General features: G+C 71.6%; 25 protein-coding genes and 1 pseudogene. 18 read left to right on the top strand and 8 right to left on the bottom strand.

What is annotated here, in order from left to right:
- Nucleotides 1-18 precede the first annotated feature (18 nt).
- The 7 genes from CHC05_RS21725 (at nucleotide 19) to CHC05_RS21695 (ending at nucleotide 7,898) form a co-directional block, all read left to right on the top strand.
- Nucleotides 19-900, top strand: a complete 882-nt coding sequence (locus CHC05_RS21725; RefSeq protein WP_089251732.1) for a transketolase — start codon at nucleotides 19-21, stop codon at nucleotides 898-900.
- A complete protein-coding gene (locus CHC05_RS21720) occupies nucleotides 897-1,844 on the top strand; it encodes a transketolase family protein (RefSeq protein WP_089251730.1) in 948 nt (315 codons plus the stop codon). Before CHC05_RS21725 ends, CHC05_RS21720 begins: the two co-directional genes overlap by 4 nt.
- On the top strand, nucleotides 1,837-3,225 hold the full coding sequence (locus CHC05_RS21715; RefSeq protein WP_089251728.1) for an FGGY family carbohydrate kinase: 1,389 nt from the start codon (nucleotides 1,837-1,839) through the stop codon (nucleotides 3,223-3,225). The genes CHC05_RS21720 and CHC05_RS21715 overlap by 8 nt, the downstream gene beginning before the upstream one ends.
- Before the next feature lie 5 nt (nucleotides 3,226-3,230).
- Nucleotides 3,231-4,220, top strand: coding sequence for a sugar phosphate isomerase/epimerase family protein (locus CHC05_RS21710; protein ID WP_089251726.1), 990 nt, complete (start codon nucleotides 3,231-3,233; stop codon nucleotides 4,218-4,220).
- An 18-nt stretch (nucleotides 4,221-4,238) separates the two neighbouring features.
- Complete coding sequence (locus CHC05_RS21705; protein WP_089251724.1) at nucleotides 4,239-5,759, top strand: DUF1593 domain-containing protein; 1,521 nt, start codon at nucleotides 4,239-4,241, stop codon at nucleotides 5,757-5,759.
- Nucleotides 5,760-5,870: 111 nt separating this feature from the next.
- On the top strand, nucleotides 5,871-6,395 hold the full coding sequence (locus CHC05_RS21700; protein WP_089251722.1) for an NfeD family protein: 525 nt from the start codon (nucleotides 5,871-5,873) through the stop codon (nucleotides 6,393-6,395).
- A 12-nt stretch (nucleotides 6,396-6,407) separates the two neighbouring features.
- Entirely contained in the window at nucleotides 6,408-7,898 is a 1,491-nt protein-coding gene (locus CHC05_RS21695) for a flotillin family protein (protein ID WP_089251720.1), read from the top strand.
- A 40-nt stretch (nucleotides 7,899-7,938) separates the two neighbouring features.
- Here CHC05_RS21695 and CHC05_RS21690 read toward each other — a convergent pair whose 3' ends face one another.
- Nucleotides 7,939-8,424 (bottom strand): carboxymuconolactone decarboxylase family protein, encoded by a 486-nt coding sequence (locus CHC05_RS21690; RefSeq protein WP_089251718.1) that lies wholly within the window; start codon nucleotides 8,422-8,424, stop codon nucleotides 7,939-7,941.
- A gap of 169 nt (nucleotides 8,425-8,593) precedes the next feature.
- Between CHC05_RS21690 and CHC05_RS21685 the strand changes: the two genes are divergently transcribed.
- Complete coding sequence (locus tag CHC05_RS21685; RefSeq protein ID WP_089251716.1) at nucleotides 8,594-9,469, top strand: RNA polymerase sigma-70 factor; 876 nt, start codon at nucleotides 8,594-8,596, stop codon at nucleotides 9,467-9,469.
- Nucleotides 9,470-9,539: 70 nt separating this feature from the next.
- Complete coding sequence (locus CHC05_RS43090; RefSeq protein ID WP_089251714.1) at nucleotides 9,540-11,930, top strand: family 20 glycosylhydrolase; 2,391 nt, start codon at nucleotides 9,540-9,542, stop codon at nucleotides 11,928-11,930.
- Here the strand turns inward: CHC05_RS43090 and CHC05_RS21675 are convergent.
- Nucleotides 11,927-12,967, bottom strand: a complete 1,041-nt coding sequence (locus CHC05_RS21675; RefSeq protein WP_089251712.1) for an aldo/keto reductase — start codon at nucleotides 12,965-12,967, stop codon at nucleotides 11,927-11,929. The two genes, CHC05_RS43090 and CHC05_RS21675, sit on opposite strands and share 4 nt — an antisense overlap.
- 120 nt (nucleotides 12,968-13,087) lie before the next feature.
- Here CHC05_RS21675 and CHC05_RS21670 point away from each other — a divergent pair, with 120 nt between their 5' ends.
- From CHC05_RS21670 to CHC05_RS21650, 5 genes are read left to right on the top strand one after another with little or no spacing between them, the layout of a single operon-like run.
- On the top strand, nucleotides 13,088-13,699 hold the full coding sequence (locus CHC05_RS21670; protein ID WP_089251710.1) for a TetR/AcrR family transcriptional regulator: 612 nt from the start codon (nucleotides 13,088-13,090) through the stop codon (nucleotides 13,697-13,699).
- A gap of 11 nt (nucleotides 13,700-13,710) precedes the next feature.
- Nucleotides 13,711-14,970: a 3-phosphoshikimate 1-carboxyvinyltransferase gene (gene aroA, locus CHC05_RS21665; RefSeq protein ID WP_179266310.1), complete on the top strand. Its 1,260-nt coding sequence runs from the start codon at nucleotides 13,711-13,713 to the stop codon at nucleotides 14,968-14,970.
- A gap of 8 nt (nucleotides 14,971-14,978) precedes the next feature.
- On the top strand, nucleotides 14,979-15,422 hold the full coding sequence (locus CHC05_RS21660; protein WP_089252252.1) for a hypothetical protein: 444 nt from the start codon (nucleotides 14,979-14,981) through the stop codon (nucleotides 15,420-15,422).
- A 54-nt stretch (nucleotides 15,423-15,476) separates the two neighbouring features.
- Nucleotides 15,477-16,370, top strand: a complete 894-nt coding sequence (locus tag CHC05_RS21655) for a hypothetical protein (RefSeq protein WP_089251708.1) — start codon at nucleotides 15,477-15,479, stop codon at nucleotides 16,368-16,370.
- Nucleotides 16,371-16,380: 10 nt separating this feature from the next.
- Nucleotides 16,381-16,665, top strand: a complete 285-nt coding sequence (locus CHC05_RS21650; protein ID WP_089252250.1) for a DUF427 domain-containing protein — start codon at nucleotides 16,381-16,383, stop codon at nucleotides 16,663-16,665.
- On the opposite strand, the gene CHC05_RS21645 is transcribed toward CHC05_RS21650, so the two are convergent.
- From CHC05_RS21645 to CHC05_RS21625, 5 genes are read right to left on the bottom strand one after another with little or no spacing between them, the layout of a single operon-like run.
- On the bottom strand, nucleotides 16,649-17,629 hold the full coding sequence (locus tag CHC05_RS21645; RefSeq protein WP_089251706.1) for an amidohydrolase family protein: 981 nt from the start codon (nucleotides 17,627-17,629) through the stop codon (nucleotides 16,649-16,651). The genes CHC05_RS21650 and CHC05_RS21645 overlap by 17 nt on opposite strands.
- Complete coding sequence (locus CHC05_RS21640; protein ID WP_089251704.1) at nucleotides 17,626-18,387, bottom strand: NAD(P)-dependent oxidoreductase; 762 nt, start codon at nucleotides 18,385-18,387, stop codon at nucleotides 17,626-17,628. The genes CHC05_RS21645 and CHC05_RS21640 overlap by 4 nt, the downstream gene beginning before the upstream one ends.
- Nucleotides 18,380-19,351 (bottom strand): VOC family protein, encoded by a 972-nt coding sequence (locus CHC05_RS21635; protein ID WP_089251702.1) that lies wholly within the window; start codon nucleotides 19,349-19,351, stop codon nucleotides 18,380-18,382. The genes CHC05_RS21640 and CHC05_RS21635 overlap by 8 nt, the downstream gene beginning before the upstream one ends.
- Nucleotides 19,348-20,391: a PrpF domain-containing protein gene (locus CHC05_RS21630; protein ID WP_089251700.1), complete on the bottom strand. Its 1,044-nt coding sequence runs from the start codon at nucleotides 20,389-20,391 to the stop codon at nucleotides 19,348-19,350. Before CHC05_RS21630 ends, CHC05_RS21635 begins: the two co-directional genes overlap by 4 nt.
- Nucleotides 20,388-21,083 (bottom strand): 4-carboxy-4-hydroxy-2-oxoadipate aldolase/oxaloacetate decarboxylase, encoded by a 696-nt coding sequence (locus CHC05_RS21625; protein ID WP_089251698.1) that lies wholly within the window; start codon nucleotides 21,081-21,083, stop codon nucleotides 20,388-20,390. Before CHC05_RS21625 ends, CHC05_RS21630 begins: the two co-directional genes overlap by 4 nt.
- A 113-nt stretch (nucleotides 21,084-21,196) precedes the next feature.
- Between CHC05_RS21625 and CHC05_RS21620 the strand changes: the two genes are divergently transcribed.
- Nucleotides 21,197-21,820 carry a hypothetical protein gene (locus CHC05_RS21620; protein WP_218824621.1) on the top strand — a complete coding sequence of 208 codons (624 nt, stop codon included), beginning with the start codon at nucleotides 21,197-21,199 and terminating at the stop codon, nucleotides 21,818-21,820.
- Nucleotides 21,821-21,864: 44 nt separating this feature from the next.
- Nucleotides 21,865-22,206 carry a hypothetical protein gene (locus tag CHC05_RS21615; protein WP_089251696.1) on the top strand — a complete coding sequence of 114 codons (342 nt, stop codon included), beginning with the start codon at nucleotides 21,865-21,867 and terminating at the stop codon, nucleotides 22,204-22,206.
- 8 nt (nucleotides 22,207-22,214) lie between these two features.
- On the opposite strand, the gene CHC05_RS21610 is transcribed toward CHC05_RS21615, so the two are convergent.
- Nucleotides 22,215-22,928 carry an MBL fold metallo-hydrolase gene (locus tag CHC05_RS21610; protein WP_089251694.1) on the bottom strand — a complete coding sequence of 238 codons (714 nt, stop codon included), beginning with the start codon at nucleotides 22,926-22,928 and terminating at the stop codon, nucleotides 22,215-22,217.
- A 104-nt stretch (nucleotides 22,929-23,032) separates the two neighbouring features.
- On the opposite strand from CHC05_RS21610, the gene CHC05_RS21605 reads away from it, so the two are divergent.
- Entirely contained in the window at nucleotides 23,033-23,602 is a 570-nt protein-coding gene (locus CHC05_RS21605) for a TetR/AcrR family transcriptional regulator (RefSeq protein ID WP_089252246.1), read from the top strand.
- A 61-nt stretch (nucleotides 23,603-23,663) separates the two neighbouring features.
- Nucleotides 23,664-23,946, top strand: a pseudogene (locus CHC05_RS21600) (IS982 family transposase); the annotation flags it as partial.

Here is a 23,946-nt window from a genome sequence, read left to right as displayed (position 1 = left end):
ACCACAGAAAGGGCAACCATGCTGGTCGCCGACCCCCGGGCCGCTGCCGCCTGGCGTCGATTCCGTCAGGACCTCGCCGACTCCGGACCCGAGCGCCGCCGCGAGATGCTGCGGCGGCGGGCCAACCAGTCCCGCACCACCGACCTCCAGATGATCGGCCGGGCCGGTCTCGGTCACGTGGGCGGCGACCTGTCCGTCCTCGACATCCTTACCACCCTGTTCTTCGCCGTGCTGCGGGTCGATCCGGAGCGGCCCGACTGGGCCGACCGCGACCGCTTCGTGCTCAGCAAGGGCCACACCGCCGGCGCGCTGTACGCGACCCTCGCGGCCGCCGGGTTCTTCTCCGCGCAGGAGCTCGACACGTTCGCCGGGCCGCACTCGGCGCTCAACGGCCACCCCAACCGGGTCAAGGTGCCCGGTGTCGAGACCAACACCGGTCCCCTCGGCCACGGGCTGCCGGTCTCCGTCGGCATGGCGGTCGCGGGGCGGCTGGCCGCGTCGAACCGGCACGTGTACGTCGTGCTCGGCGACGGTGAGCTCCAGGAGGGCAGCAACTGGGAGGCCGCGATGACCGCCGGGCACCGCCGCCTGGCCAACCTCACCGCGGTCGTCGACCGCAACCGGCTCCAGCAGGGCGCGCGTACCGAGGAGACCAGTGCCCTTGATCCACTCGACGCCAAGTGGCGTAGCTTCGGCTGGGACGTGATCGAGGTCGACGGCCACGACCACCTCGCCCTGCTGGCGGCGTTCACCGCACCCCGGGGCGAGCGGCCGACCTGCGTCATCGCCAACACGATCAAGGGAAGAGGCGTCTCCTTCATGGAGGACCGAGTCGAGTGGCACCACAAGGTGCCGACCCCCGAGCAGATCACCGACGCGATGGCGGAGCTGGCCCGATGAGCACGATGGTGGCCGAGACTTTTGACTGTCGGGTCGCGTTCGCCGAGGAGCTGCTCGCGCTGGCCCGGGCGGACGAGCGGATCGTGGCCGTGTGCAACGACTCCGTCGGCTCGAGCAACCTGGTCGCGTTCGCCAAGGAGTTCCCCGACCGGCTGATCAACGTCGGCATCGCCGAGCAGGACATGGTCGGTGTCGGCGCGGGCCTGGCGCTCAGCGGCTACGTGCCGTTCGTCTGCGGTGCCGCCCCGTTCCTGACCGGTCGCGCGCTCGAGCAGATCAAGGCCGACGTCGCGTACAGCCAGTCGCCCGTCGTGCTGTGCGGCATGAGCCCTGGCATGGCGTACGGCGAGCTCGGACCCACCCACCACTCGATCGAGGACCTGTCGTGGCTGCGGGCGATCGCCGGCCTCGGCATCGTCGTGCCGGCCGACCCGGCCGAGACGCGCGCCGCCGTGCGCTGGGCGGCGTCGGCGGCGACCCCGGTGTTCCTGCGGATCGGCCGGTTCAAAGTCCCCGCCGTCACCGATTCCTTCAGCTTCGGCACGGCGACGTTGCTGCGGGACGGAAGCGACGTCACGGTGGTGGCGGCCGGCACCATGGTGTCCCGTGCGCTGGCCGCCGCTGACGAGGCTTTGGCGGACGGCGTGTCGGTGCGGGTGCTCAACATGTCGACGATCGCGCCGCTGGACGAGGACGTGATCCGCCGGGCGATGCGCGAGACGCGCGGGATCGTCACCGCCGAGGAGGCGACCACGACGGGCGGTCTCGGTGCCGCGGTCGCGGCGGTGGTCGTCGCCGAGCGCGCGCCGGTGCCGATGCGGATGCTCGGCGTGCACCGCGAGTTCGCGCCGACGGGCAGCACCGCGTTCCTGCTGGAGCACTTCGGGCTGGCCGCCTCGGACATCCGGGCGGCGGTGGTCGACCTGGCCCGCGCCGATGCCTGACGGCCTCGTCCTGGCGATCGACCAGGGGACCAGCTCCACGAAGTGTCTCCTGGTCGACCGGTCCGGCACGGTCGTGGCCAGCGGCTCGGCCCCGGTGCCGATCCGGTACCCGGCGCCGGGCTGGGTCGAGCAGGACGCGGACGAGATCCTCGCCAGCGTCCTGACCGCCGCGCGGGCCTGCCTGGACGGGGTGCCGCGCGGCGCCGTCGACGCGGTCGGCCTCAGCACCCAGCGCGAGTCGGCGGTGGTCTGGGACCGGCGCACCGGGCGGCCCGCCGGACCGGTGCTCGGCTGGCAGGACCGCCGGGCCTCGTGTGCCGACCTCCGCACCCACGCCGACGAGATCCGCCGGATCAGCGGGCTGCCGCTGGACCAGATGTTCAGCGCGGCCAAGCTGCGCTGGCTGCTCGACCGCACACCGGACGCCGCGGTCGGCACGGTCGACGCCTGGCTGCTGTACGCGCTGACCGGCCGCCACCAGATCGAGGTCGGCAACGCGTCGCGTACCCAATTGCTCGACGTGCGGTCCGGGTCCTGGAGCCCCGAACTGCTGGACCTGTTCGGGATCCCGGAGAGCGCGCTGCCGGCCCTGACCCCGTCGGCCGGCTCGCTCGGCACCATCGGCGCGGCCGGCGGCGTCCTCGCCGGGCTGCCGATCACCGCGGTGCTCGGCGACTCGCACGCGGCCCTGTACGCCCATGGCACGCAGGTCGACGGCGGCGTGAAAGTCACCTACGGCACCGGGTCGTCGGTGATGGGCCTGGTCTCCACCGTGCCCAGCGACGCGGTGTGCCTGACGGTCGCGTGGGGAGACCCGGGCATCCGCCTGGCCGCCGAGGGCAACATCCGCTCCACCGGCGCCACCGTGCTCTGGCTCGCGGAGTTCCTCGGCGTCGACCCCGCCCGGGTGGCCGAGCTCGCCGACGAAGCGTCCAGCGACGGCGTGCACCTCGTGCCGGCGTTCGGCGGGCTGGCCGCGCCGTGGTGGGACGACAGCGCAGTCGGCGTGCTCAGCGGGCTCACCCTCGGCACCCGGCCGGCCCAGGTCGCCCGGGCGGCCATCGAGTCGATCGCGCACCAGGTCGCCGACGTGGTCGACGCGCTGGGACCGGCCGGCCGGCTGCTCGCCGACGGCGGCGCCACCGGCAACGACACCCTCATGCAAATCCAGGCGGACCTGGCCGGCGTGCCGGTCCGGCGGGCCCGCACCGCGAACCTGTCCGCGCTCGGCGCCGCCTTCCTGGCCGGAGGGCTGCACCCGCCGATCGAGTACGACGACTTCCATCCCCGGCCCGGCGCCGGAGCCCAGGAGGCCCGCGCCGCCTGGCACACCGCCGTCGCCCGGGCCCGCACCCCGTCCGCCCCTCACCCCGGGAGCTGATCAGCATGCCCAGCACGTACCCCCGTTTCGGTGCCGGCCTCTGGCACTTCGCCACCTACGTCGACCGCTACGCGACCGACGGCTACGGCCCGGCGCGCACGACGCTGGACGCCATCGAGCTGGCCGGTCAGGTCGGTGACCTGTCCGTCGTCGACCTCAACTACCCGTTCACCCCTGGCGTCGGGCTCAGCGAGGTCAAGGACGCGCTCGCCGCGCAGGGCCTGGGCGCGATCGGCATCACCCCCGAGATCTACCTGCGCCGGTTCGGCCGGGGCGCGTTCACCAACCCCGACCCGGCGGCCCGCAAGGCCGCCCTCGACCTGATGCACGAGGCGGCCGGCGTGGTCCGCGAGCTCGGCGCCGACTACGTGAAGATCTGGCCGGGCCAGGACGGGTGGGACTACCCGTTCCAGGTCGACCACCGAACACTGTGGAAGCTCGCGGTCGACGGCATGCGCGAGCTCGCCGGCGCGCACCCGGACCTCAAGTTCGCGATCGAGTACAAGCCCCGCGAGCCCCGGGTCAAGATGACCTGGGACTCGGCCGCTCGCACCCTGCTGGGCATCCAGCAGATCGGCCTCGACAACGTCGGGGTCCTGCTGGACTTCGGCCACAGCCTCTACGGCGGCGAGTCGCCCGCGGACGCGGCCCAGCTCATCATCGACCACGGCCGGTTGTTCGGCATGGACGTCAACGACAACCTGCGCGGCTGGGACGACGACCTCGTGGTCGGCACCGTCCACCTGACCGAGATCTTCGAGTTCTTCCACACCCTGCGCAAGAACAACTGGGACGGCGTCTGGCAGCTCGACCAGTTCCCGTTCCGCGAGGACAGCGTCGACGCGGCGAAGACCGCGATCGGCACCCTCAAGCGGATCCACCGCGCCCTCGACCGGCTCGACGTCACCGCGCTCGCGGAGGCACAGGAGCGGCAGGACGCGATGGCCGCGCAACGCATCGTCCAGGACGCCCTGTTCGGTTCCCCCGCCGAATAGCCAGACGAAGGAGGTCGCATGCGCCTACGACTACTGGCCGCCGTTTCCCTGGCGGTCGCCGTCACCGCCACGATCGGTGCCGCGCCGGCATCAGCCCACGGCTCGGACCGCGCCGACAAGCCCCGCACCGTCGTCACGACCGACATGGAACAGGACGACCTCGCGTCCCTGATCCGCTACCTGCTCTACACCAACGAGGTCGACACCGAGGGCATCGTCTACGCCAGCGGTCGGTTCCACTGGTCCGGCGACGGCCAGGGCACCGAGTTCTTCCTCCCGGGCCGGGAGTACTCGACGCCGCAGACCTCGTGGCGGTGGGTCGGCTCGACCTACATCGAGGACCACGTGCTGCCGGCGTACGCCGCCGCCTACCCGAACCTGCGCCGGCACGACAGCGACTACCCCAGCCCGGCGAAGCTGAAGTCGATGATCAAGCTCGGCAACATCGAGTTCGAGGGCGAGATGGCGAAGGACACGCCGGGCTCGGACCTCATCAGGAAGCTGTTGCTGGACAACGACAAGCGGCCGTTGTATCTGCAGGCGTGGGGCGGCACGAGCACCATCGCCCGGGCGCTGAAGTCCATCGAGTCGCAGTACGCCGGCACCCGTAAGTGGGCCGCCGTCCAGGAGAAGGTGTCGCACAAGGCGGTCATCCTGGCCAGCGGGTTCCAGGACGAGACGTACCAGGACTACATCGCGCCCGCGTGGCCGGGCATCCGGGTCGAGCAGCTGTCCGCCGGCTACTCGACGTGGGGCTACAACTGCAACCGCGGCGGCCAGGGCAACGTGCGTGGGCTGCCGGCCGACCGGGTCTACTTCAGCGGCCCGTGGATCCGCGACAACATCCAGATCGGCCCGTACGGCTCGCTGTACCGCTCGTGGCTCGACGGCCAGTCGATGCCGGGCGACCAGCTCGACATCTTCGGCGACCCGGTGCTCGCGCCGGGCGGGTGGTGCAAGCCGCTCGCGCCGTACGACTTCCTGTCCGAAGGGGACAACGTCGCCTTCAACCCGTTGCTCAGGACGGGCATCGAGGACCCGGCGAACCCGCTGCTCGGCGGTTGGGGTGGCCGGGCCACCCAGACCACCACGTCGCCGGACCTGTGGACGATGGCGTCCACGGAGGTCGACGCGACCGGCACGCCGGTGGCCAACCTGACCACCCTGCGCTGGGCGGCCGCGGCACAGAACGACTTCGCGGCCCGGATCCAGTGGACGTTGACCCCGAGCTACCGGGACGGCAACCACGCACCGTCGGTCCAGGTGCGGGGCAAGGACAGCGTGCGGGCGCGGCCGGGATCGACGGTGTCGCTGAGCGCGCGCACCTCGGACCCCGACCACGACCGCGTCACCACGAGCTGGTGGCAGTACCGCGAGGAGGGCACCTACCCCGGCGCGGTGCCGGTCTCGGCGGGTGGCACCGTCCACGTCCCCGCTGACGCCGTGCGCGGCCAGACCATCTCGGTCATCGTGCAGGGCACCGACGACGGCCAGTTCCCGCTGACCCGCTACGACCGGGTGACGATCACCGTCAGCTGACCGACCGATCCCGAAAAGGGCCGGGTGCGCGGGCACCCGGCCCTTTCGCCTGCTCTCTCCCCTGGCGCGTGGTCGCTACCCTGCACTCAGGACACGGGGAGGGCGGTGCGGATGGACGGGGCAACCGTTGTCTTCCTGGTCATCGGCGGCGCCGGCGTGGCGGTGCTGGCCCTCTCGCTGCTCGGCGCCGAGCTGTTCCAATTAGGACACCTCGACCTGCCTGACCTGTTCTCCATCGAGACGCTCGCGGGCTTCCTCGGTGCGTTCGGGTTCACCGCGGCGATCACCAACGAGCTCGTCGGCGCGGGCGCGACCCAAGCCGTGGTGGCGGCGGTGGCCGTGGGCGTGGTCGCCGCGCTGCCCGCGGGGTTTCTCACGGTCCGCCTGTCGCGGGCCGCCCGCAACATGCACACCGACGCCACGCCCACGCGGGCCGACCTCGTCGGCACCACCGGCGTCGTCGTCACACCGATCACCGCGACCGGCTACGGCGAAGTGCGGGTCCGCCTCGGCGGGCAACCGATCAAGCTGTACGCCAAGGCCGACCGGCCGCTGTCCGCGGGCACCGAGATCTTCGTCGTCGAGGCCGCCAGCGAGACGAGCGTCGTCGTCGAGCCGGTGCACCCCCTCTCCTGAAGGGCAGTCCAGATGCCACTCCTCATCGGGATCGGCGGCGCCGTGCTGCTGGTCCTGCTCCTGGTCATGTTCGTGCTCTCCCGCATCAAGGTGGCCGGGCCCAACGAGGCCTTCATCGTCACCGGCCGCAAGGGCCGCGCCACCGTGTCGTCCGACGGCATCCGGCAGACCGACCTGTCCGGCCAGAAGGTCGTGATGGGCGCCTCGGTGTTCGTCGTGCCCGTGGTGCAGAAGCTCCAGTCGCTGGACCTGTCGAGCCGGCGCATCCACGTCGAGATCACCGGCGCGGTCACCAAGCAGGGCATCCGCGCCGCGCTGCACGGCGTCGCGATCGTCAAGGTCGGCGGCACCGAGGACGCGATCCGCGCGGCCGGGCAGCGGTTCCTGCGCCAGCAGGCCGAGATCGACGAGTTCACCCGCGAGGTGCTGGCCGGCTCGCTGCGCGCGATCGTCGGCCGGCTCACCATCGAGGAGATCATCCGGGACCGCGCCGCGTTCGCGTCGGCGGTGGCCGAGGAGGCCGAGCACTCGATGACCAACCAGGGTCTGGTGCTCGACACGTTCCAGTTGCAGGACATCGTCGCCGAAGGGTCCTACCTGCAGGACCTCGGCCGGCCCGAGGCCGCCCGGGTGCTCAAGGAGGCGTCCATCGCCGAGGCCCGCGCGCGGCAGGCCGCCGAGCAGGAGCGCCTGCTGGCCGAGGAGGCGATCGCCGAGGCGGAGCGCAACCTCGCGCTGAAGAAGGCGGGCATCCAGGCCGAGATCGACGCGGCCAAGGCCCGGTCGGCGGCGGCCGGCCCGCTCGCCACGGCCGAGCGCGACCAGGCCATCCTGGCCGAGCAGCAGAAGGTCGCCGAGCGCAACGCCGAGCTCAAGCAGCGCCAGCTCGACACCGAGGTGCGCAAGCCGGCCGACGCGGCCCGCTACAAGGTCGAGCAGGAGGCCGAGGCGTCCCGCAACGCGGCCGTCCTGAGGGCCGACGCCGAGCGCCAGGCGACCATCGCGGCCGCGCAGGCCGTGGCCGAGCAGGCGCGGCTGACCGGTGAGGGCGAGCGGGCCCGGCGGGCGGCGCTGGCGGAGGCCAACGCGATCGAAGGTGCCAAGGAGGGCGAGGCCGAGCAGCGCCGGCGCACCGCCATCGCCGACGCGATCGAGCGGGAGGGTTCGGCCGAGGCGGCGGCGATCCTGGCCAAGGGCAACGCCGAGGCCGAGGCGATGGCCCGCAAGGCCGACGCGTTCGCCACGTACGGCGAGGCCGCGGTCCTCGACCTGCTCGTGCGGGTGCTGCCCGAGGTCGTCGAGGCCGCCAGCCGCCCGATGAGCGCGATCGACAAGATGACCGTCATCTCCACCGACGGCGCGTCGTCGTTGGCGAAGTCCGTGGCCGGCAACGTCGCGCAGGGTCTGCAGCTCGGCTCGGACCTGACCGGTGTCGACCTGCCCGCGCTGCTGGCGCGGCTCGGCGATCGGGCCAACGGCGGCGAGACGCCGGCGGTGAAGTAGGTGTTGGCCCGGCCCGCGCGCGGGCCGGGCCAACACCCGTTCAGGCGAACATCTTGGCGGCCATCCCGGCCTCGTAGGAGCCGGCCGGGGTCCGCGCGATCACGTTGAGCCGGTTGGCCATGTTGATCATGGCGATCACGCAGATCAGCGCGCCGATCTGGTCGTCGTCGAAGTGCTTGCGCACCTGGGCCCAGGTCTCGTCGGACACACCCTCGTGTGCGTCGGCGAGTCGGGCGCCCTCCTCGGCCAGTGCGAGCGCGGCGCGCTCGGACTCCGTGTAGACGGTGGCCTCGCGCCAGACGGCGACCAGGTTGAGCCGCACCGCGGTCTCGCCCGCGGCGGTGGCCTCCTTGGTGTGCATGTCGACGCACATCGCGCAGCCGTTGATCTGGCTGATCCGCAGCTGCACCAGCTCGACGGTGGCCAGCGGGAGCGTCGACTCGTGGAGCACCGACGCGGCGCCGAAGACCCGCCTGCCGAACTTCGCGGCGATCGGGCTCTCGAACAGGTTGAAGCGGGCTTCCATGACGTTCTCCTCGCTCGTGTCTCGCGTTCCGGATGCTCATGAGATGCCGGCCGCCCGCTCCCTGTGACAGGGTGGCGAGGTGACCCACGCCATAGCCGGCCCGCTGTCACGGAATCGCGGCGGCCGGTGTCTGGTGGGTGTCGGAGCCGAACGCGAACAGGAGCCACCCATGCCCGCCACCGAGACGTTCGTCGCCCACCGCAACCTGCTCTTCACCGTCGCCTACGAGATGCTGGGCTCGGCCGCCGACGCCGAGGACGTGCTGCAGGAGACGTGGCTGCGCTGGGTGGACGTCGACCTCGACACGGTCCGGGACCAGCGGGCGTACCTGGTGCAGATCACCACCCGGCAGGCCCTGAACCGGCTGCGCACGTTGAGCCGCCGCAAGGAGACCTATTTCGGCCCGTGGTTGCCCGAGCCGCTGCTGACCGCGCCCGACGTGGCCGACGACGTCGAGCTCGCCGACAGCGTGTCGATGGCGATGCTGCTGGTGCTGGAGACGCTCACGCCGACCGAGCGGGCCGTGTTCGTGCTGCGCGAGGTGTTCGCGCTCGAATACGAGGAGATCGCCGAGGCCGTCGAGAAGGAGCCGGCCACGGTCCGCCAGATCGCACACCGCGCCCGGGCCCACGTCGCCGCCCGCCGGCCGCGCGGCGACGTCTCCGCCGAGCAGGCCCGCGACGCCGTCGGCGCGTTCCAGCGGGCGATCGAGACCGGCGACCTCCAGGGCCTGGTCGACGTCCTGGCACCGGACGTGGTGCTGCTGGGCGACGGCGGCGGCGTCCGCCAGGCGGTGCCGAAGCCGATCGTCGGCGTCGACAAGGTGTCCCGCATCCTGGGCGCCGGGCTGCCTCGGGTCGCCGGCGTGGTGACGGCCGAGCCGGTGCAGATCAACGGTTGGCCCGCGCTGATCATCCGGATCGACGGGGAGCTCGACAACGTGGTCGCGGTGCGGATCGACGACGGTCTGGTCACCGGGCTCTACATCGTCCGCAACCCCGAGAAGCTGTCGCGCGTGGAGCGGGAGACGGCCGTGAGCCGTTGACACCACCGCCGGGGAGACATAGCCTGCCGTCGAACTCGCAGGAAACTTTACCGTTTCGCTGGAGGACGTCGTGCCCCGTCGCGCCCTGGCGCTCGCCGCCGCCACCATCCTCGCCGCCGCCGGGCTCGTCGCCGGTGCCACCCCCGCCTCGGCGGCCGTCGTGAGCCTGGGAAGCGTCGTGCCGGTGCCGGCGACCGTGCAGGCGGCGGCCGGGGTCACGTACACGTTGCCGGCCGGCGCGGCGATCCAGACCGACGCGGGCGGCGCGGCCGTCGGCACGTACCTCGCCGGGATCCTGCGCCCCTCCACCGGTTTCGCGCTGCCGGTCACGACCGCGAGCGGCACACCCACGAGTGGCATCGCGTTGCTGCTCTCCGGTGCGGACGCGAGCGTGGGTGCCGAGGGCTACCAGCTCGACGTGACCGCGAGCGTGCTCACGATCCGGGCGCAGACGGCCGCCGGGCTGTTCTACGGCGTGCAGACGCTGCGGCAGCTGTTCTCCGCCTCCGTCGAGGCGCGGACCGTCCAACCCGGACCATGGGAGGTCGCCGGGGGCAGGATCATCGACCGGCCCCGGTACGCGTACCGGGGCGCGATGCTCGACGTGTCCCGGCACTTCTTCGGCGTCGACGTCGTGAAGCGCTACATCGACCACATCAGCCAGTACAAGCTGAACACCCTGCACCTGCACCTGTCCGACGACCAGGGCTGGCGGATCGTGGTCGACGCGTGGCCGCGGCTGACCAGCGTCGGCGGCAGCACCCAGGTCGGCGGCGGCCCGGGCGGCTTCTACACCAAGGCGCAGTACACGGACCTGGTCGCGTACGCCGCCGCGCGGCACGTCACGGTCGTGCCCGAGATCGACATGCCGGGGCACACCAACGCGGCCCTCGCCTCGTACGCCGAGCTCAACTGCGACAACGTCGCCCCGCCGCTCTACACCGGCACGGCGGTGGGCTTCAGCTCGCTGTGTGTCGGCAAGGAGGTCACCTACACGTTCGTGCGGCAGGTGCTCACCGAGCTCGCCGCGCTCACCCCCGGGCCGTACCTGCACATCGGCGGCGACGAGGCGCACAGCACCTCCGACGCCGACTACCGCACGTTCATGAACCGAGTCCAGCCGTTCGCCACCGCGCTCGGCAAGACCGTCATGGGTTGGCACCAGCTCGGCCAGGCCGACCACACGCCCGGCCGGATCGCGCAGTTCTGGGGCACGACCACCTCGGACGCCGACCTGAGCGCGGCGGTGGCCAAGGGCGACAAGGTGGTCATGTCGCCGGCCAACAAGGCGTACCTGGACATGAAGTACACCAACGAGACGCCGCTCGGGCTCAGCTGGGCCGGGCTGATCGAGGTGCAGACGGCGTACAGCTGGGATCCGGCGACCCTGGTGCCCGGTGTGCCGGCGAGCGCGGTCCTCGGCGTCGAGGCTCCGATGTGGAGCGAGACGCTCACCCAGCTCGCGCACATCGAGTTCATGGCGTTCCCGCGGATGCCCGCCATCGCGGAGATCGCGTGGTCGCCGCAGTCGGCCCGCAGCTGGGACACCTTCAGGGTGCGGTTGGGCGCCCAGGGCCCACGGTGGACCGCGCAGGGCATCTCGTTCTACCGCTCGCCGCAGGTGCCGTGGGCGACGGCGCCGCCGACCGGTGGCCGCGTCGAGGCGGAGTCGTACACCTCGCAGTCGGGGGTGCAGATCGTCGCCGACGCGGCGGCGCACGGCGGCAACCGGGTCGGCTACATCGACGCCGGGGACTGGATCGGTTTCTCCGGCGTGTCCGTGGCGGGCCGGACCGGCTTCACCGCGCGGGTCTCGTCCGGCGGGACGGGCGGGACGATCCAGGTGCGGTCCGGCTCGGCCACCGGCCCGTTGCTGGGCTCGGTCGCGGTGCCCAACACCGGTGGCTACGGCACCTACGCCGACGTCAGCACCGGCCTGTCCGCCGGCACCGGGTCGCTGTTCCTGGTCTTCACCGGCAGCGGTGGCGGGCTGTTCGACATCGACGACTTCGCCCTCACCGGCGCCACACCGCCGGCGACGAACCTCGCCCTGAACAAGCCCGCCACCGCCGACAGCCGCTGCGCCACCACCGAAGGGCCGGAGAAGGCCGTCAACGGCACGACCAACGGCGGCAACGCCGACAAGTGGTGCTCCGTCGGCGCGTCCAAGTGGTTGCGCGTCGACCTGTCGGCCAGCACCGCCGTCGGCCGCGTCGTGGTGCGCCACGCCGGTGCCGGTGGTGAGAGCGCCGGGTTCAACACCCGGGACTTCGACCTGCGGACCAGCGTCGACGGCACCACGTGGACCACGGTCGCGCAGGTGCGCGGCAACACGGCCAACGTCACGACCAGCACGTTCGGCCCGGTCACGACGCGCTACCTACGGCTCGACGTGATCACCCCGACCAGCACGTCCGACCAGGCCGCCCGCATCTACGAGTTCGAGGCCTACGCCGCTTAGGCAACGTTGGCGGCTGGGATCCGGGCCGGGTTGAAGGCCGTCTGGATCCAGTTCGGGTACGCGACCGGCGGGCGGCTGACCTCGTCGAGCTCCCCGAGATCCTGCTCGGTGAGGGTCAGGTCGGCGGCCGCCAGGTTGTCGGCGAGCTGCTCGGGCTTGCGCGCACCGACGACGACGCTGGTGATCGCCCGCTGGGCCAGCACCCAGGCGAGCGAGACCTGGGCGGGGCTCACCTCGTGCCGCGCCGCGACGGCCCGGACCACGTCGAGGATCTTGAAGCCGGCCTCCTCGTCGAACGGCACGAAGTCGCGGCCCGACTGGACCCGGCGGGAGTCCTGCTCGGTGCTCACCCCGCCGCGGTCGTGCTTGCCCGACAGGAACCCGCCGGCCAGCGGGGCCCAGACCGTCAGGCTCACGCCCTCGTCCTCGGCCATCGGCACCAGGTCGCGCTCGGCGTCGCGGGAGACCAGCGAGTAGTGCGTCTGGTTGGCGACGAACCGGGCCTGGTCGTGCAGCGCGGAGATGCCCAGCGCCTTGCTGATCTGCCATGCGAAGAAGTTCGAACAGCCGATGTAGCGGATCTTGCCCTGGCGTACGGCGTCGTCGAGCGCGCCGAGCGTCTCCTCCAGCGGCGTCAGGTGGTCGTAGTTGTGGAGCTGGTAGAGGTCGATGTAGTCGGTGTCCAGCCGGCGCAGGCTGTCCTCCAGGGCGCGCATGATGTGCAGCCGGGTGAGGCCCTGGTCGTTCGGGCCCGGCCCGACGGGTGCGAGCAGCTTGGTGCCGATCAGCACGTCCCGGCGGCGCCCCTTGATCGCCTGGCCGAGCAGCTGCTCGCTCTCGCCGTCGGCGTACGCGTCGGCGGTGTCGACGAAGTTGACCCCGGCGTCGAGCGCCATGCCGACGAGCCGGTCGGCGCCGTCCTGGCCCAGGGCGCCCAAGGTCTTGTAGACCGGGTGGCTCGCGCCGCCGAAGGTCATCGCCCCGAGGGAGAGCTCGGAAACCCATACCCCCGTGCGCCCTAATAGACGATATTTCACCGTTTACCCCTTTTACGCGGTCAGCTCGTCCGGACACGATGTCCGGCGCAACGCTACACGCCGTCCGGACATGGTGTAGTGTGATGATCGACATCCCGCCCAGCCCATAGGATTCCCACCATGGCCTCGATCACCCGGCGACGCGCGGTTTCCCGGCCCGCCTCGGCCGAGGCCGAGATCCTGGCGGCGACGCGCCGGATCCTGACCGAGGGCGCGAGCTTCACCGATCTCGGCGTGCAACAGATCTCGACCGCGGCCGGCGTGGCCCGGTCGACCTTCTACGCGCACTTCCGCGACAAGACCGACCTGCTCCTGCGGTTGGCCACCGAGATGCTCTCCACGTCCTTCGACGTGGCCTCCTCGTGGGAGCCGACCGAGGGCGTCGACAAGGCCGCAGAGGACTTCCTGCGGATCCTGGGGATCTACCGGGAGCACGCCGGAGTCCTGCGGGCGATCGGCGAGGTCGCCACCTACGACCAGACCGTCCGCGACTTCTGGAGCCAGGGCCTGGCGCGGTTCACCGAGCGGACGATCGAGGCGCTCCGCGTCGAGCAGGCCGCGGGCCGCACCCCCGCCGACATCGACCTGGTCAGCGCCGCCCGGGTGATCGTCGTGGGCGGCGAGCGGGCCATCTTCGACCACATCACCAGCGCGCCACCCGCCGACGACGCCACCTTCGCCCGCGAGCTGGCTCGCACGTGGTGGTACGGCGTCTACCGCCGCCCGGCCTAGACTCCACGGTCGTGCCTGATTTCCCGGACGTCCTGGCCGTTTCCCCCTCGCGTGGGCCGCTCGATGCCGTCGTGCGCCCGCCGGGCTCGAAGAGCATCACCAACCGGGCGCTGTTGTGTGCCGCGCTCGCGCCGGGCACCTCGACGCTGAGCGGCGTGCTGTTCGCCGACGACACCCGGGCGATGCTGGGCGCGATCACCGCGCTGGGCGCCACCGTCGACGCCGACCCAGCCACCTCCCGCGTCACCGTGACCGGGGTCGACCTCCGTGCCGGCACCTCGGACATCGCGGTCGACGCCCGCCAGTCCGGCACCACGGCCCGGTTCGTCCTGCCGGTCGCGGCGGCGCGGCCGGGGCACACCGTGCTCGACGGCGCCCCGCAGCTGCGCGCCCGGCCGTTCGGGCCGGTGCTGGACGCCGTGCGCGACCTCGGCGCGGACGTCTCCGCCGGCGAGTTCCTGCCCGCGACCGTGCGCGGCCCGCTGCGCGGCGGCCCGGTCCAGGTCAGCGGCCACATCTCCAGCCAGTTCCTGTCCGGACTGCTGCTGGCCGGGCCGCTGATGGCCGGCGGCCTGGCCGTGGAGGTCACCTCTCCCCTGGTGTCCGTGCCCTACGTCGAGATGACCAAGGCGGTGATGGCCGCGTTCGGTGTCCCGGTCGACGGCCTGCGGGTGGCACCGGGCTCCTACCGCGCGACCGACTACGCCGTCGAGCCGGACGCGAGCGCGGCCTCCTACCTGCTGGCCGCCGCCGCGGTGGCCGGTGGCACGGTGACCGTGGAAGGGCTCGGCACCGGGAGCCTGCAGGGCGACGTGCGGTTCGCCGACGTCTTGGCCGAGATGGGCGCCCACGTGCTGCGCACCGCCGACTCGTTGACGGTCAGCGTCGACGGCCCACTGACCGGCGTCGACGTCGACATGGCCGACATCTCCGACACCGCGCAGACGCTGGCCGCCGTCGCCGTCTTCGCCGACTCGCCCACCCGGGTACGCGGCATCGGCTTCATCCGCCGCAAGGAGACCGACCGCGTCGCGGCGATCGTCACCGAGCTGCGCCGGGCCGGCATCGACGCCACCGAGGACGACGACGGGTTCACCATCCACCCCGGTCAGCCCCGACCGACCCGGTTCGCGACGTACGACGACCACCGGATGGCGATGAGCCTGTCGCTGCTGGGCCTGCGCGTGCCGGGCATCGAGATCGCCGACCCCGGCTGCGTCACCAAGACGTACCCGGACTTCTTCGAGGATCTCGACCGGCTGCTGTTCTAGTGTTGAGCATGGCCACCATTCGGCTTCACCAGACGACCACCGCGACGCCCGAGCAGTTCGTCGCCGGGCTCACCGACTTCGGCCCCGGGCGGTCGGAGCTCTTCGGCCGCAGTGACGACGGATATCTCAAGGTGCACGAGCGCGGCACTGATCACGCCGATGTCACCGAAGGCTCCGGTGGCATCTGGGAACGCCTGCACTACGACTGGTCCGACCCGCACCACGTCGTGCTCACGACGACGGACTCCAACACCTGGGGCGGTAAGTCGGGCCACACCTACAACCTGACCCCGCGACCCGACGGCACGACCGATGTGGACGTCGTCGTGGTGCGCGAGGGCAAAAACCTCAAGGGCAAGGCCATCGGGGCGGTGCTCAGCGTCACCGGCGCCGGCGTGCTCGGCAAGGGGCTCGCGAGCACCATCAAGGCCATCGAAGCCCGCAACGCCTAGCTAGGGTCCGATTCGTTCAAGCCACGGGCGGCGCGGGCGCGTACGGTCGCGGGCATGGACAAGCGATTCGCCGACGGGCGCGACTTCATCCGGCGTGAGGGCCGGCTTCTGGAACAGCGGCTGTTCGCCACGTGCTTCGAGGGCGCGCCCGGCGCCGGGGTGCTCGACGCGGTGCGTGGCTACCGCAACGACGACGGCGGGTTCGGCCACGGGCTCGAGCCCGACAAGCGCTGCCCGGCCAGCCTGCCCATCGACGTCGAGTGCGCGCTGCGGGCCATGGCCACGGCGAAGACCGTCGACCAGGCACTGGTACGCGACGCGTGCGACTACCTCACGAAGGTCGCTGCCTCCGACGGGGCGGTGCCGCTGGCGTTCCCGGTGATCGAAGACTTCCCGCGGGCCGACCACTGGACGGACTGGACCTACGAGCCCGGCCTCAACCCCACCGCGGGGATCGTCGGCTTGTTGTACGAGCTCGGCGTCGAGCATCCGTTCGTCCCGGCGGCGGCGGCCTACGTGTGGACCACATTGGACACCGTGGACCTGCCCACCGACGCGCACGCCCTCAGCGAGGTGCTGGGCTTCCTCGAGCACACCCCGGAGCGGAGCCGGGCCATCGCGGCGGCCGACCGCGTACGCGACGCGCTCACCACGGCGTCGTGGTTCCGCCTCGACCCGGACGACGGTGGCTACGGGCTCTCGCCGCTGAGCGTGGCACCGTCCGCCGACAGCCCGTGGCGCGGCCTGTTCGGCGAGGACGTCATCCAGGCGCACCTCGACCGGCTGGCCCGCGACCAGCAGGACGACGGCGGCTGGCCGGTCACCTGGGAGCCACCGGGCCAGGCCGCCCTGGGCGAGTGGCGCGGGATCGTCACCCTGGGCAGCCTGCGGACGCTGGTCTCGTACGGCCGGCTCAGCCCGGTGGCAGTCCCCACCGGCCCGGCATAGGTTGGGGATCATGCCGAAAGCGATCTGGAACGACCTGGTCATAGCCGAGTCCGACGACACCGTCGTGGTCGAGGGCAACCACTACTTCCCCCGCGCGGCGCTGCGGGACGACCTGATCAAGGACTCCGGCACGCACACGATCTGCCCCTGGAAGGGCACCGCCTCCTACTACACCCTCGCGCACGACGGCCGGACCAGCGCGGACGCGGTCTGGTACTACCCGGACCCGAAGCCGGACGCCGAGATGGTCCGCGACCGGGTGGCGTTCTGGAAGGACGTCAAGGTCGTCGACTGAGCCGCGGATAGACCCGGTACGCGTTGCGTTCGTACACCTTTGACCGGTCCTCGGGGCTCAGCTCCATGGCGTCGACGTAGCGGCGGGTGTCGTCGAAGTGGTGGCCGGTGCGCGGGTCGATACCGCGCACCGCGCCCAGAACCTCCGACCCGAACAGGAGGTTGTCGACCGGGACGACGTCGAAGAGCAGGTCGATGCCGGGCTGGTGGTAGACGCACGTGTCGAAGAACACGTTGCCCAGCAACGCTTCCTCGATCGGCGGCCGGCCCAGCATGTCGGCCAGGCCACGGAACCGGCCCCAGTGGTACGGCACCGCTCCCCCGCCGTGCGGGACGACCAGCCGCAGCGTCGGGAAGTCGGTGAACAGGTCGGCCTGGAGCAGCTGCATGAACGCGGTCGTGTCGGCGTTGAGGTAGTGCGACCCGGTGGCGTGGAAGTTCGGGTTCGTCACCGCCGACACGTGCACCATGGCCGGCACGTCAAGCTCGACCATCGCCGCGTAGAAGGGGTACCAACTCCGGTCGGTCAGCGGCGGGGCGGTCCAGTGGCCGCCGCTGGGATCGGGGTTGAGGTTGCAGCCCACGAATCCCAGCTCCTCGACGCAGCGCCGCAGCTCGGCCACCGAGTTGGCGATGGGCACACCGGGCGACTGCGGCAGCTGGCAGATCCCGGCGAAGCTGTCGGGGAAGAGCTGGACCACCCTGGCGATCAGGTCGTTGCACGCCGTGGCCCAGGCCGCACTGGTCGCCTCGTCGCCCACGTGGTGGCCCATCGCCGACGCGCGCGGCGAGAACAGCGTGCGGTCGATGCCGCGTTCGGCCATCAGCCGCAGCTGGTTGCCTTCGATCGACTCGCGGAGCTCGTCGTCGGAGATCCTCGGGTACGGCGTTGTCTGCCCCGCATCCCGCCACGCGGTGTGGGCGGCCGGCGCGGTCGTGTAGTGACCGTGACAGTCGATGATCATGTCAGTTCCCGGAGGAGGTCGCGGGCGGCGGCGGTGACTCGGGGCTCGACTCCCAGCGCCGTCAACTGCTCGGCCGCCGCGGTCATCTCGTCGGCCCGCCGGCGGGCGTGCCGGTGGGTGCCGTCGACCAACCGGTCGATCGTGCGCGCGTCGAAGCCGGCCAGCTCCGCGCTGATGTTGCCGCGCAGCCAGTCCGCGCAGCCGGCCGCCTCCGCCGCGGCGAGGGCCTCGACCACCGCTGCGGCCAGTCCTTTGTAGAAGACGCTGCGCAGGAGCTTGCGGGCGATGGCGGCACCGGCCGGGCCGGGTTGGACCGTGACGTCGGCACCGAGCGGGGTGAGCAGCGCGGCGTAGCGGGCCGCGGCCGTCCCGGAGACGAGCATCGGGGTGCGCAGTCCGTTGCCGGGCACCGGCGCCATCAGCGCGACGTCGACGACCTCGATGCCGGTCGCACGGTCGACCAGCGCGGCCTTCACCTCTGGTGCGGCGGTGTTGAGGTCGGCCCAGATGGTGCCCGGGACGAGGGCGGGCAGCGAGTTTTCCAGGGCCGGCAGGGCGTCGTGGGCGCTGTTGACGCTCAGCACGAGGTCGGCGTCACGGACCGCGTCGGCATCGTCCCGTCGTTGTTCCACACCGGGTGGTGCCTCGACCAGCGGGTCGGAGCCGCGCACGTCGACACCTTGGGCGACCAGGTCGAGGGCGAGCTCGCCGCCGGCCTCGCCCAGTCCGAGCACGGCGACCTTTGGTCGGCTATCCATTCTGGACCGGCACGACCGGGGTGCCGTGGGTGTGGAAGGTCTCGATGGTCTTCAGGCCCCAGGCCTGGCCCTTGGCGCGCTCCTCCTTGGTCCAGCTGATCGTCTGCCAGTCGGGGGCGAGGATCAGGCGCGCGCCGGCGTTGCAGAGCTCGATGCGGTTCCCGCCGGGCTCCCACACGTACAGGAAGAAGGTCTGCTGGATGGCGTGTTTGTGGGGCCCGGTCTCGATGTGGACGCCGGCGTCGAGGCAGACGTCGGCGGCGCGCAGGATCTCCTCGCGGGTGTCGGTGGCGAACGCCAGGTGGTGCAGGCGGCCGCGGGTGCCGGTCCAGTCCTCGGTGTAGACGAGGTCGTAGCTCTTGTTGCCCAGCGAGTACCAGATGGCCTGCGGGCTGCCGTCGTCCTTGACGATCTGCTCGGTGCAGCGCGCGCCGAGGGTGTCGCGCAGGAAGGCGGCGGTCCGCGGCACGTCGGCGGTGAGGTAGTTGACGTGGTCGAGGCGGCGCAGGTTGGCGCCCCGGCCGGGATAGGCGGCGGCCTGGTTCTTGAGCGCGGGCCGGTCGCTGTCGTCGGCGCTGTACCACTCCACGTCCCAGTAGACGCCTAGCTCGTGCCCGTCAGGGTCGTCGATCAGGTGCACGTCGCCGAGATTGCGGGCGTCGTGGACCACGCCGCGGTGCAGCCCGGCGGTCTTCGCCTCCTCCGCCAACCGGCCCAGCGCCTGGGGGCTCGCGGCCCGCAGGTAGGTGCGGCCGATGCCGGCGGTGTCGCGTTGGACCAGCCGCAGGGTCCAGGACTGGTAGTCGTCCCAGGTGTGCAGGTGGACGGAGGTGGCGTCGCGATGCACCTCGCGCAGGCCCATCTGGTCGACGAAGAAGTCGCGGGACTGCTCGAGTACGGGCGTGTAGAGCTCGACCGGGCCGACGTGGGCGAGGTCGCGGCGCCGATCCGGGTCGTGGCTCATGCGGTTGCCTCTCTGTCGCGGGGCCAGACCAGGCCGTCGGACAGCTTGCGGGCGGTGCGGACGACGGCACTGGACCGCAGCCGGGTCCGCGGTCCTTCGCCGTCGAGGTCGACGGTCACGTCGAAGGTGCCGGTCGGGTGCTCGATCCTCACCTGTGTCGCTTGTCCCGGTGCGGTTACGCCGACGGCCACCGAGACCGCGCCCAGGACCCCGATCGCCGCGTGCACCCGGTGCGGGATGAACGTCCGGGTGGTGACGGTGCCGCCGTGCCGGGGCGGTGAGACGATCGTGATCTTCGGGACCGTGCTGTCGGTGACGTCGCCGAGGCCCATCGCGGGGCCGGCCTCCAGGCGCAGTCTTTCGACGGTCGACCTCAGCGCGGCGTCGCCCTCCAGCGTGGCGGGTGCCTCGGTGCCGTCGAGGCCGAGGTCGGCGGCGCGCACCAGGACAACGGGCATCCCGGCGTCGACGCAGGTGACCTCGATGCCCGCGAACCGGTCGACGACGGTGCCGGTCGGGAACACCAGCCGGTCGCCGCCCGGGAACTCGATCTCGATCGGGGCGGCCGGGAACGGGGTGCCGGCCATGGTGGTGTCGCCGGTGTAGGTCACGCGGCCGCCGGGCGTGCGTACCCTTTCGCGCGCGTACGACACGGTGGGGTTCACGATCCGGATGCGCACCTCGGTCATGTCGTCTGCTGTCGGGACGAGGCCCCGCTCGATGGCGAAGGGTCCCACGCCGGCCAGCAGGTTGCCGCAGGTCTGCGCGTCGGTGACGATCGCCCGGTCCGGCACCACCTGGAGGAACAGGTAGTCGACGTCGGCCGCGGCGTCCTCCGACGGTGCGACCACGGCGACCTTGCTGGTCAGCGGGTGTCCGCCGCCGATGCCGTCGACCTGGCGCTCGTCGGGCGAGCCCATGATCCGCAGGAGCAGGTCGGCGCGTTCGGCGGGGTCGGCGGGGAGGTCGTCGGCGAGGAAGTACGCGCCCTTGGAGCTGCCGCCGCGTAGCTGCATGCAGCGGATCCCGTCGGTGCTCATCGGTCCGGCAGCCGGTCGACGTACTCGACGCCGAGGTCGCGCAGCAGCGGGCGCAGGCCGTAGAGGTCGACCCCGAGCGTGCCGGAGGCGAGCGTGGCGCGCTTGGCCTCCTCGTTGCTGATCCGCTTTGCGGCGGCCTCGGCCACGGCCTCACCCGCCGGGGCGGGCAGGACGACCACACCGTCGTCGTCGGCGACCACGATGTCGCCGGGCCGCACGAGCTGACCGGCGGCGACGACCGGCACGTTGACGGAGCCGGGGCTGGCCTTGACCGTGCCCTGGGCGTGGACGGCGGCCGACCAGACCGGGAAGCCCATGGCGCGCAGGCTCGCGAGGTCGCGTACGCCCGCGTCGATCACCAACCCGAGGACCCCGCGGGCGGCCAGCGAGGTGGCCAGCAGGTCGCCGAACATGCCGTCGGTCGAGGGCGAGGTCGTCGTGACGACGAGGACGTCGCCGGCCGCGCAGACCTCGACCGCGGCGTGGATCATCAGGTTGTCGCCGGGGTGGCAGGACACGGTGATCGCCGAGCCAGCGATCGTGGCACCGTCCTGGCGGGCCTGGACCCGCGGGCCGAGCAGCCCGACCCGCCCGGCCGCCTCGTGGACGGTGGCGACGCCGGCGGCGGCCAGCGCTTCGATGACGGCCGGATCGGCCCGGTCGACGTGGCGCACGACGTAGTGGGCTGCCATGCCGGCTCCTCCCTGACGGATCGACGGTAACGACGACCAAGATCGCAGTCAATGTCCACGTCGAGCAGTCCAAAGAGGGCGTTGGCGCGGTCGATTTGTCGGATACTGCCTGAGTGTCCCTGTTTCCCGCGTCGCTGTTCGCGCCCGTCGTGCTCGGGTTCTTCGGGCTCGGCACCGGCTACCTGATCTGGGGTCCGCAGGAGCTGTTCCGGTATCCCCGGCGCAGCCGGGAGGACGACCGCGCGACCGGGGTGTGGGGCATCCTGATGCCGGGGTTCTGCCAGTTCCTGGTCGGCATCCTGCTGTTCATCGGGTTGACCTGGTTTCCGGTCTTCACGACGAACCCGGGCCAGTACATGGCCGCGCTGGCGTTCAGCGCCTACGGCATCCACTGGTTCGCCCTGGGCTGGAACCGGGCTCGCGGAAACGACCCGAGGCCCAACGGCTACATGGCGATCCCGTTCATCATCGTGTCGGTGCTGGGCGTGGTGGTCTTCTTCGACGCGGGCGCCTGGCCGCTCGGGGTGCTGTTCGGCGGCCTGACCGCGGTCTACATCTGCGAGTTCTTCGCGAGCTTCAAGATCGGCGTGCGGGTGGACGCGGACGGCCACGAGTCGCCGAACCTGGGCGAGCGGGCGCTGGGCGCCGTACACATCCTGGTCGGGCTGTGGCTCATGTACCTGACCTTCGCCACGACCCTGAACGTCGCCTCGGGCTTCGACCTCCCGGCCGCCTGACGCATGCTCTTGAACGGCGCCGGCGGGTTGGGAATCATGGCCGGGTGGCCACACTGATCGTCGAGGTGCACGTCCCATTGCTCCCAGCGCCGGCGGTCGCTCCGGACGAATACCAGTACCCGTGGATCGACGATGTCGAGGATTTCCTGGCGGACCTCGACGAGGGTACGGACGGAGCGCGGGACTACGACGACGGCGAGCAGCACGGTGAGGTCTACATCTTCTTCCTCACCGGAAGCGACGAGGCGTCCGTGCTCCGGGCGGCGTCGCGAGTGGCGACGCTCGCCCGAGTGCCGCGCGGCTCGTTCGCCATGGTCACCGACGACGAGGCCGCCGAGTTCGGACTCGGTCGCCGCGTCGACCTGCCGGTGAGCCCCGTTTCGTAACTGGGGGCCTAGCTGGCCGCGGCCTTGACCTGGCGCATGGCTTCCTTGACGCCGCCGTTCCAGGGTGTGCCGTGGCCGGGGAGCACCCAGGTCGCGTCCACGCCCTCCAGGCGGCTCAGCGAGGCCGCGGCCTCCTTCGGGTCGTCGGTGAAGGGGGCCGGCTGCGGGCCGTTCTGGCCCGTGAGCACGTGGCGGGTGGTGAGCCCGTCGCCCACGAAGACCGCGTCCGCGAGCGGCGAGTAGACCGCGATGCTGCCCGGCGAGTGGCCCGGCAGGCCGATGATCTGCGGCGCGCCCGGGAGGTCGAGCACCTGGCCGTCCTGGACCTCGACCACCTCGGTCAGGTAGGTCGTGCGCAGGCCGCCGTGCGTGCTCGCGTACCAGAGGAACTTCGACAGGGCGCCGATCTTGAAGCTGCCCCAGCTCGCCTTGGACTTGACCTCGCCGCGGGCGCGGGCCGCGTCGGCACCGTGGACGTAGATCGGGACGCCCTGCTCACGCCGCAGCCGCTCGGCGAAGCCGATGTGGTCCGTGTCGCCGTGGGTGAGGATCACGCCGCGGACGTCGGCGAGCGACCGGCCCATGGTCGCGAGCTCGGCGGTCAGCTCGTTCCACTGCCCGGCCAGGCCGGCGTCGATGACCGTCACGCCCTCGTCGGTGTCGATCAGGTAGACCGCCACGATGTCGTTGCCAATGCGGTGCAGGTGAGAACCGAGTTTCACGGTCCGCCCCTTCCAGATGATCGGGTACGTCGTTTACGATAGCTACGATACATAGCCATCATGGCTATGGGCAATAGCTATCACGAAAGATCTTGGAGTTGCCGATGCCGACGCCTGAGCGGACGTCCCTCGACCAGATCGTCGCGGCGGCCCGGGAGATCCTGGAGTCGGAAGGGCTCGCCCGGCTGACCATGCAGGCGGTGGCCGACCGCGTCGGGGTGCGCGCGCCCTCGCTCTACAAGCGGGTACGCAGCCGCGACGACCTGATCGGCCTGGTCACCGAGGCCACGATCCTCGACCTCGGCGAGCGGCTCCGGGCCCTCGACGGCAGCACCGACGCCCGGGCGGACCTGGCATCGCTGGCCCGGGCGTTCCGGGCGTTCGCGCACGAACGACCGGCCGGCTACCGGTTGATCTTCGGCTGGGGTCCGGAGCCGGGCCAGCCACAGCAGGACGCGTTCGTCAGCGCCAGCGCTCCCCTGCTCCGGATCGCCGAGAAGCTGGCCGGCCCGGAGCACGCCCTGTCGGCCGCCCGCACGCTCACCGCCTGGGCGAACGGCTTCGTCAGCATGGAACTGGCCGGCGCCTTCCGCCTCGGTGGCTCGGTCGACGACGCCTTCGAGTACGGCATCACCCACCTGACAGCCGCCTTCGACCACGCGGAACTGGTCTAGACGAGTAAGTCCTAACTACCCCTAAGTCGTGGGTACGGCGAAGGGTGTCGATGATCCGTTTGTGACGACAGACATCAACACCCTTCTGACCGCACTGTACGTGAAGATCGACGACTGGCTCGGACGGCCACGGCGGGTTGGTCGCCCGCCGCGGCTCTCGGACGCCGAACTGGTGACGATCGCGGTGGCCCAGGCCCTGCTCGGGGTCCGTTCCGAGGCCCGATGGCTGCGCTTCCTACCCGTGCATCTACCGGGCGCGTTCCCGTACCTGCCAGGTCAGTCCGGCTACAACAAACGACTCCGCGCGGCGTTGCCACTACTCAAACGGGCTATCCAGATGGTCG

It is taken from the genome of Asanoa hainanensis (genome assembly GCF_900188485.1).
GTDB lineage: Bacteria > Actinomycetota > Actinomycetes > Mycobacteriales > Micromonosporaceae > Asanoa > Asanoa hainanensis.
Note: the sequence above shows the minus strand (reverse complement) of the source record. Positions and strands in the feature narration are given on the sequence as shown.

Coding starts and splice junctions, on each gene's coding strand:
- CHC05_RS21725 (WP_089251732.1), top strand. CDS start 19: ATGCTGGTCGCCGACCCCCGGGCCGCTGCCGCCTGGCGTCGATTCCGT.
- CHC05_RS21720 (WP_089251730.1), top strand. CDS start 897: ATGAGCACGATGGTGGCCGAGACTTTTGACTGTCGGGTCGCGTTCGCC.
- CHC05_RS21715 (WP_089251728.1), top strand. CDS start 1,837: ATGCCTGACGGCCTCGTCCTGGCGATCGACCAGGGGACCAGCTCCACG.
- CHC05_RS21710 (WP_089251726.1), top strand. CDS start 3,231: ATGCCCAGCACGTACCCCCGTTTCGGTGCCGGCCTCTGGCACTTCGCC.
- CHC05_RS21705 (WP_089251724.1), top strand. CDS start 4,239: ATGCGCCTACGACTACTGGCCGCCGTTTCCCTGGCGGTCGCCGTCACC.
- CHC05_RS21700 (WP_089251722.1), top strand. CDS start 5,871: ATGGACGGGGCAACCGTTGTCTTCCTGGTCATCGGCGGCGCCGGCGTG.
- CHC05_RS21695 (WP_089251720.1), top strand. CDS start 6,408: ATGCCACTCCTCATCGGGATCGGCGGCGCCGTGCTGCTGGTCCTGCTC.
- CHC05_RS21690 (WP_089251718.1), bottom strand. CDS start 8,424: ATGGAAGCCCGCTTCAACCTGTTCGAGAGCCCGATCGCCGCGAAGTTC.
- CHC05_RS21685 (WP_089251716.1), top strand. CDS start 8,594: ATGCCCGCCACCGAGACGTTCGTCGCCCACCGCAACCTGCTCTTCACC.
- CHC05_RS21670 (WP_089251710.1), top strand. CDS start 13,088: ATGGCCTCGATCACCCGGCGACGCGCGGTTTCCCGGCCCGCCTCGGCC.
- CHC05_RS21660 (WP_089252252.1), top strand. CDS start 14,979: ATGGCCACCATTCGGCTTCACCAGACGACCACCGCGACGCCCGAGCAG.
- CHC05_RS21655 (WP_089251708.1), top strand. CDS start 15,477: ATGGACAAGCGATTCGCCGACGGGCGCGACTTCATCCGGCGTGAGGGC.
- CHC05_RS21650 (WP_089252250.1), top strand. CDS start 16,381: ATGCCGAAAGCGATCTGGAACGACCTGGTCATAGCCGAGTCCGACGAC.
- CHC05_RS21645 (WP_089251706.1), bottom strand. CDS start 17,629: ATGATCATCGACTGTCACGGTCACTACACGACCGCGCCGGCCGCCCAC.
- CHC05_RS21640 (WP_089251704.1), bottom strand. CDS start 18,387: ATGGATAGCCGACCAAAGGTCGCCGTGCTCGGACTGGGCGAGGCCGGC.
- CHC05_RS21635 (WP_089251702.1), bottom strand. CDS start 19,351: ATGAGCCACGACCCGGATCGGCGCCGCGACCTCGCCCACGTCGGCCCG.
- CHC05_RS21630 (WP_089251700.1), bottom strand. CDS start 20,391: ATGAGCACCGACGGGATCCGCTGCATGCAGCTACGCGGCGGCAGCTCC.
- CHC05_RS21625 (WP_089251698.1), bottom strand. CDS start 21,083: ATGGCAGCCCACTACGTCGTGCGCCACGTCGACCGGGCCGATCCGGCC.
- CHC05_RS21605 (WP_089252246.1), top strand. CDS start 23,033: ATGCCGACGCCTGAGCGGACGTCCCTCGACCAGATCGTCGCGGCGGCC.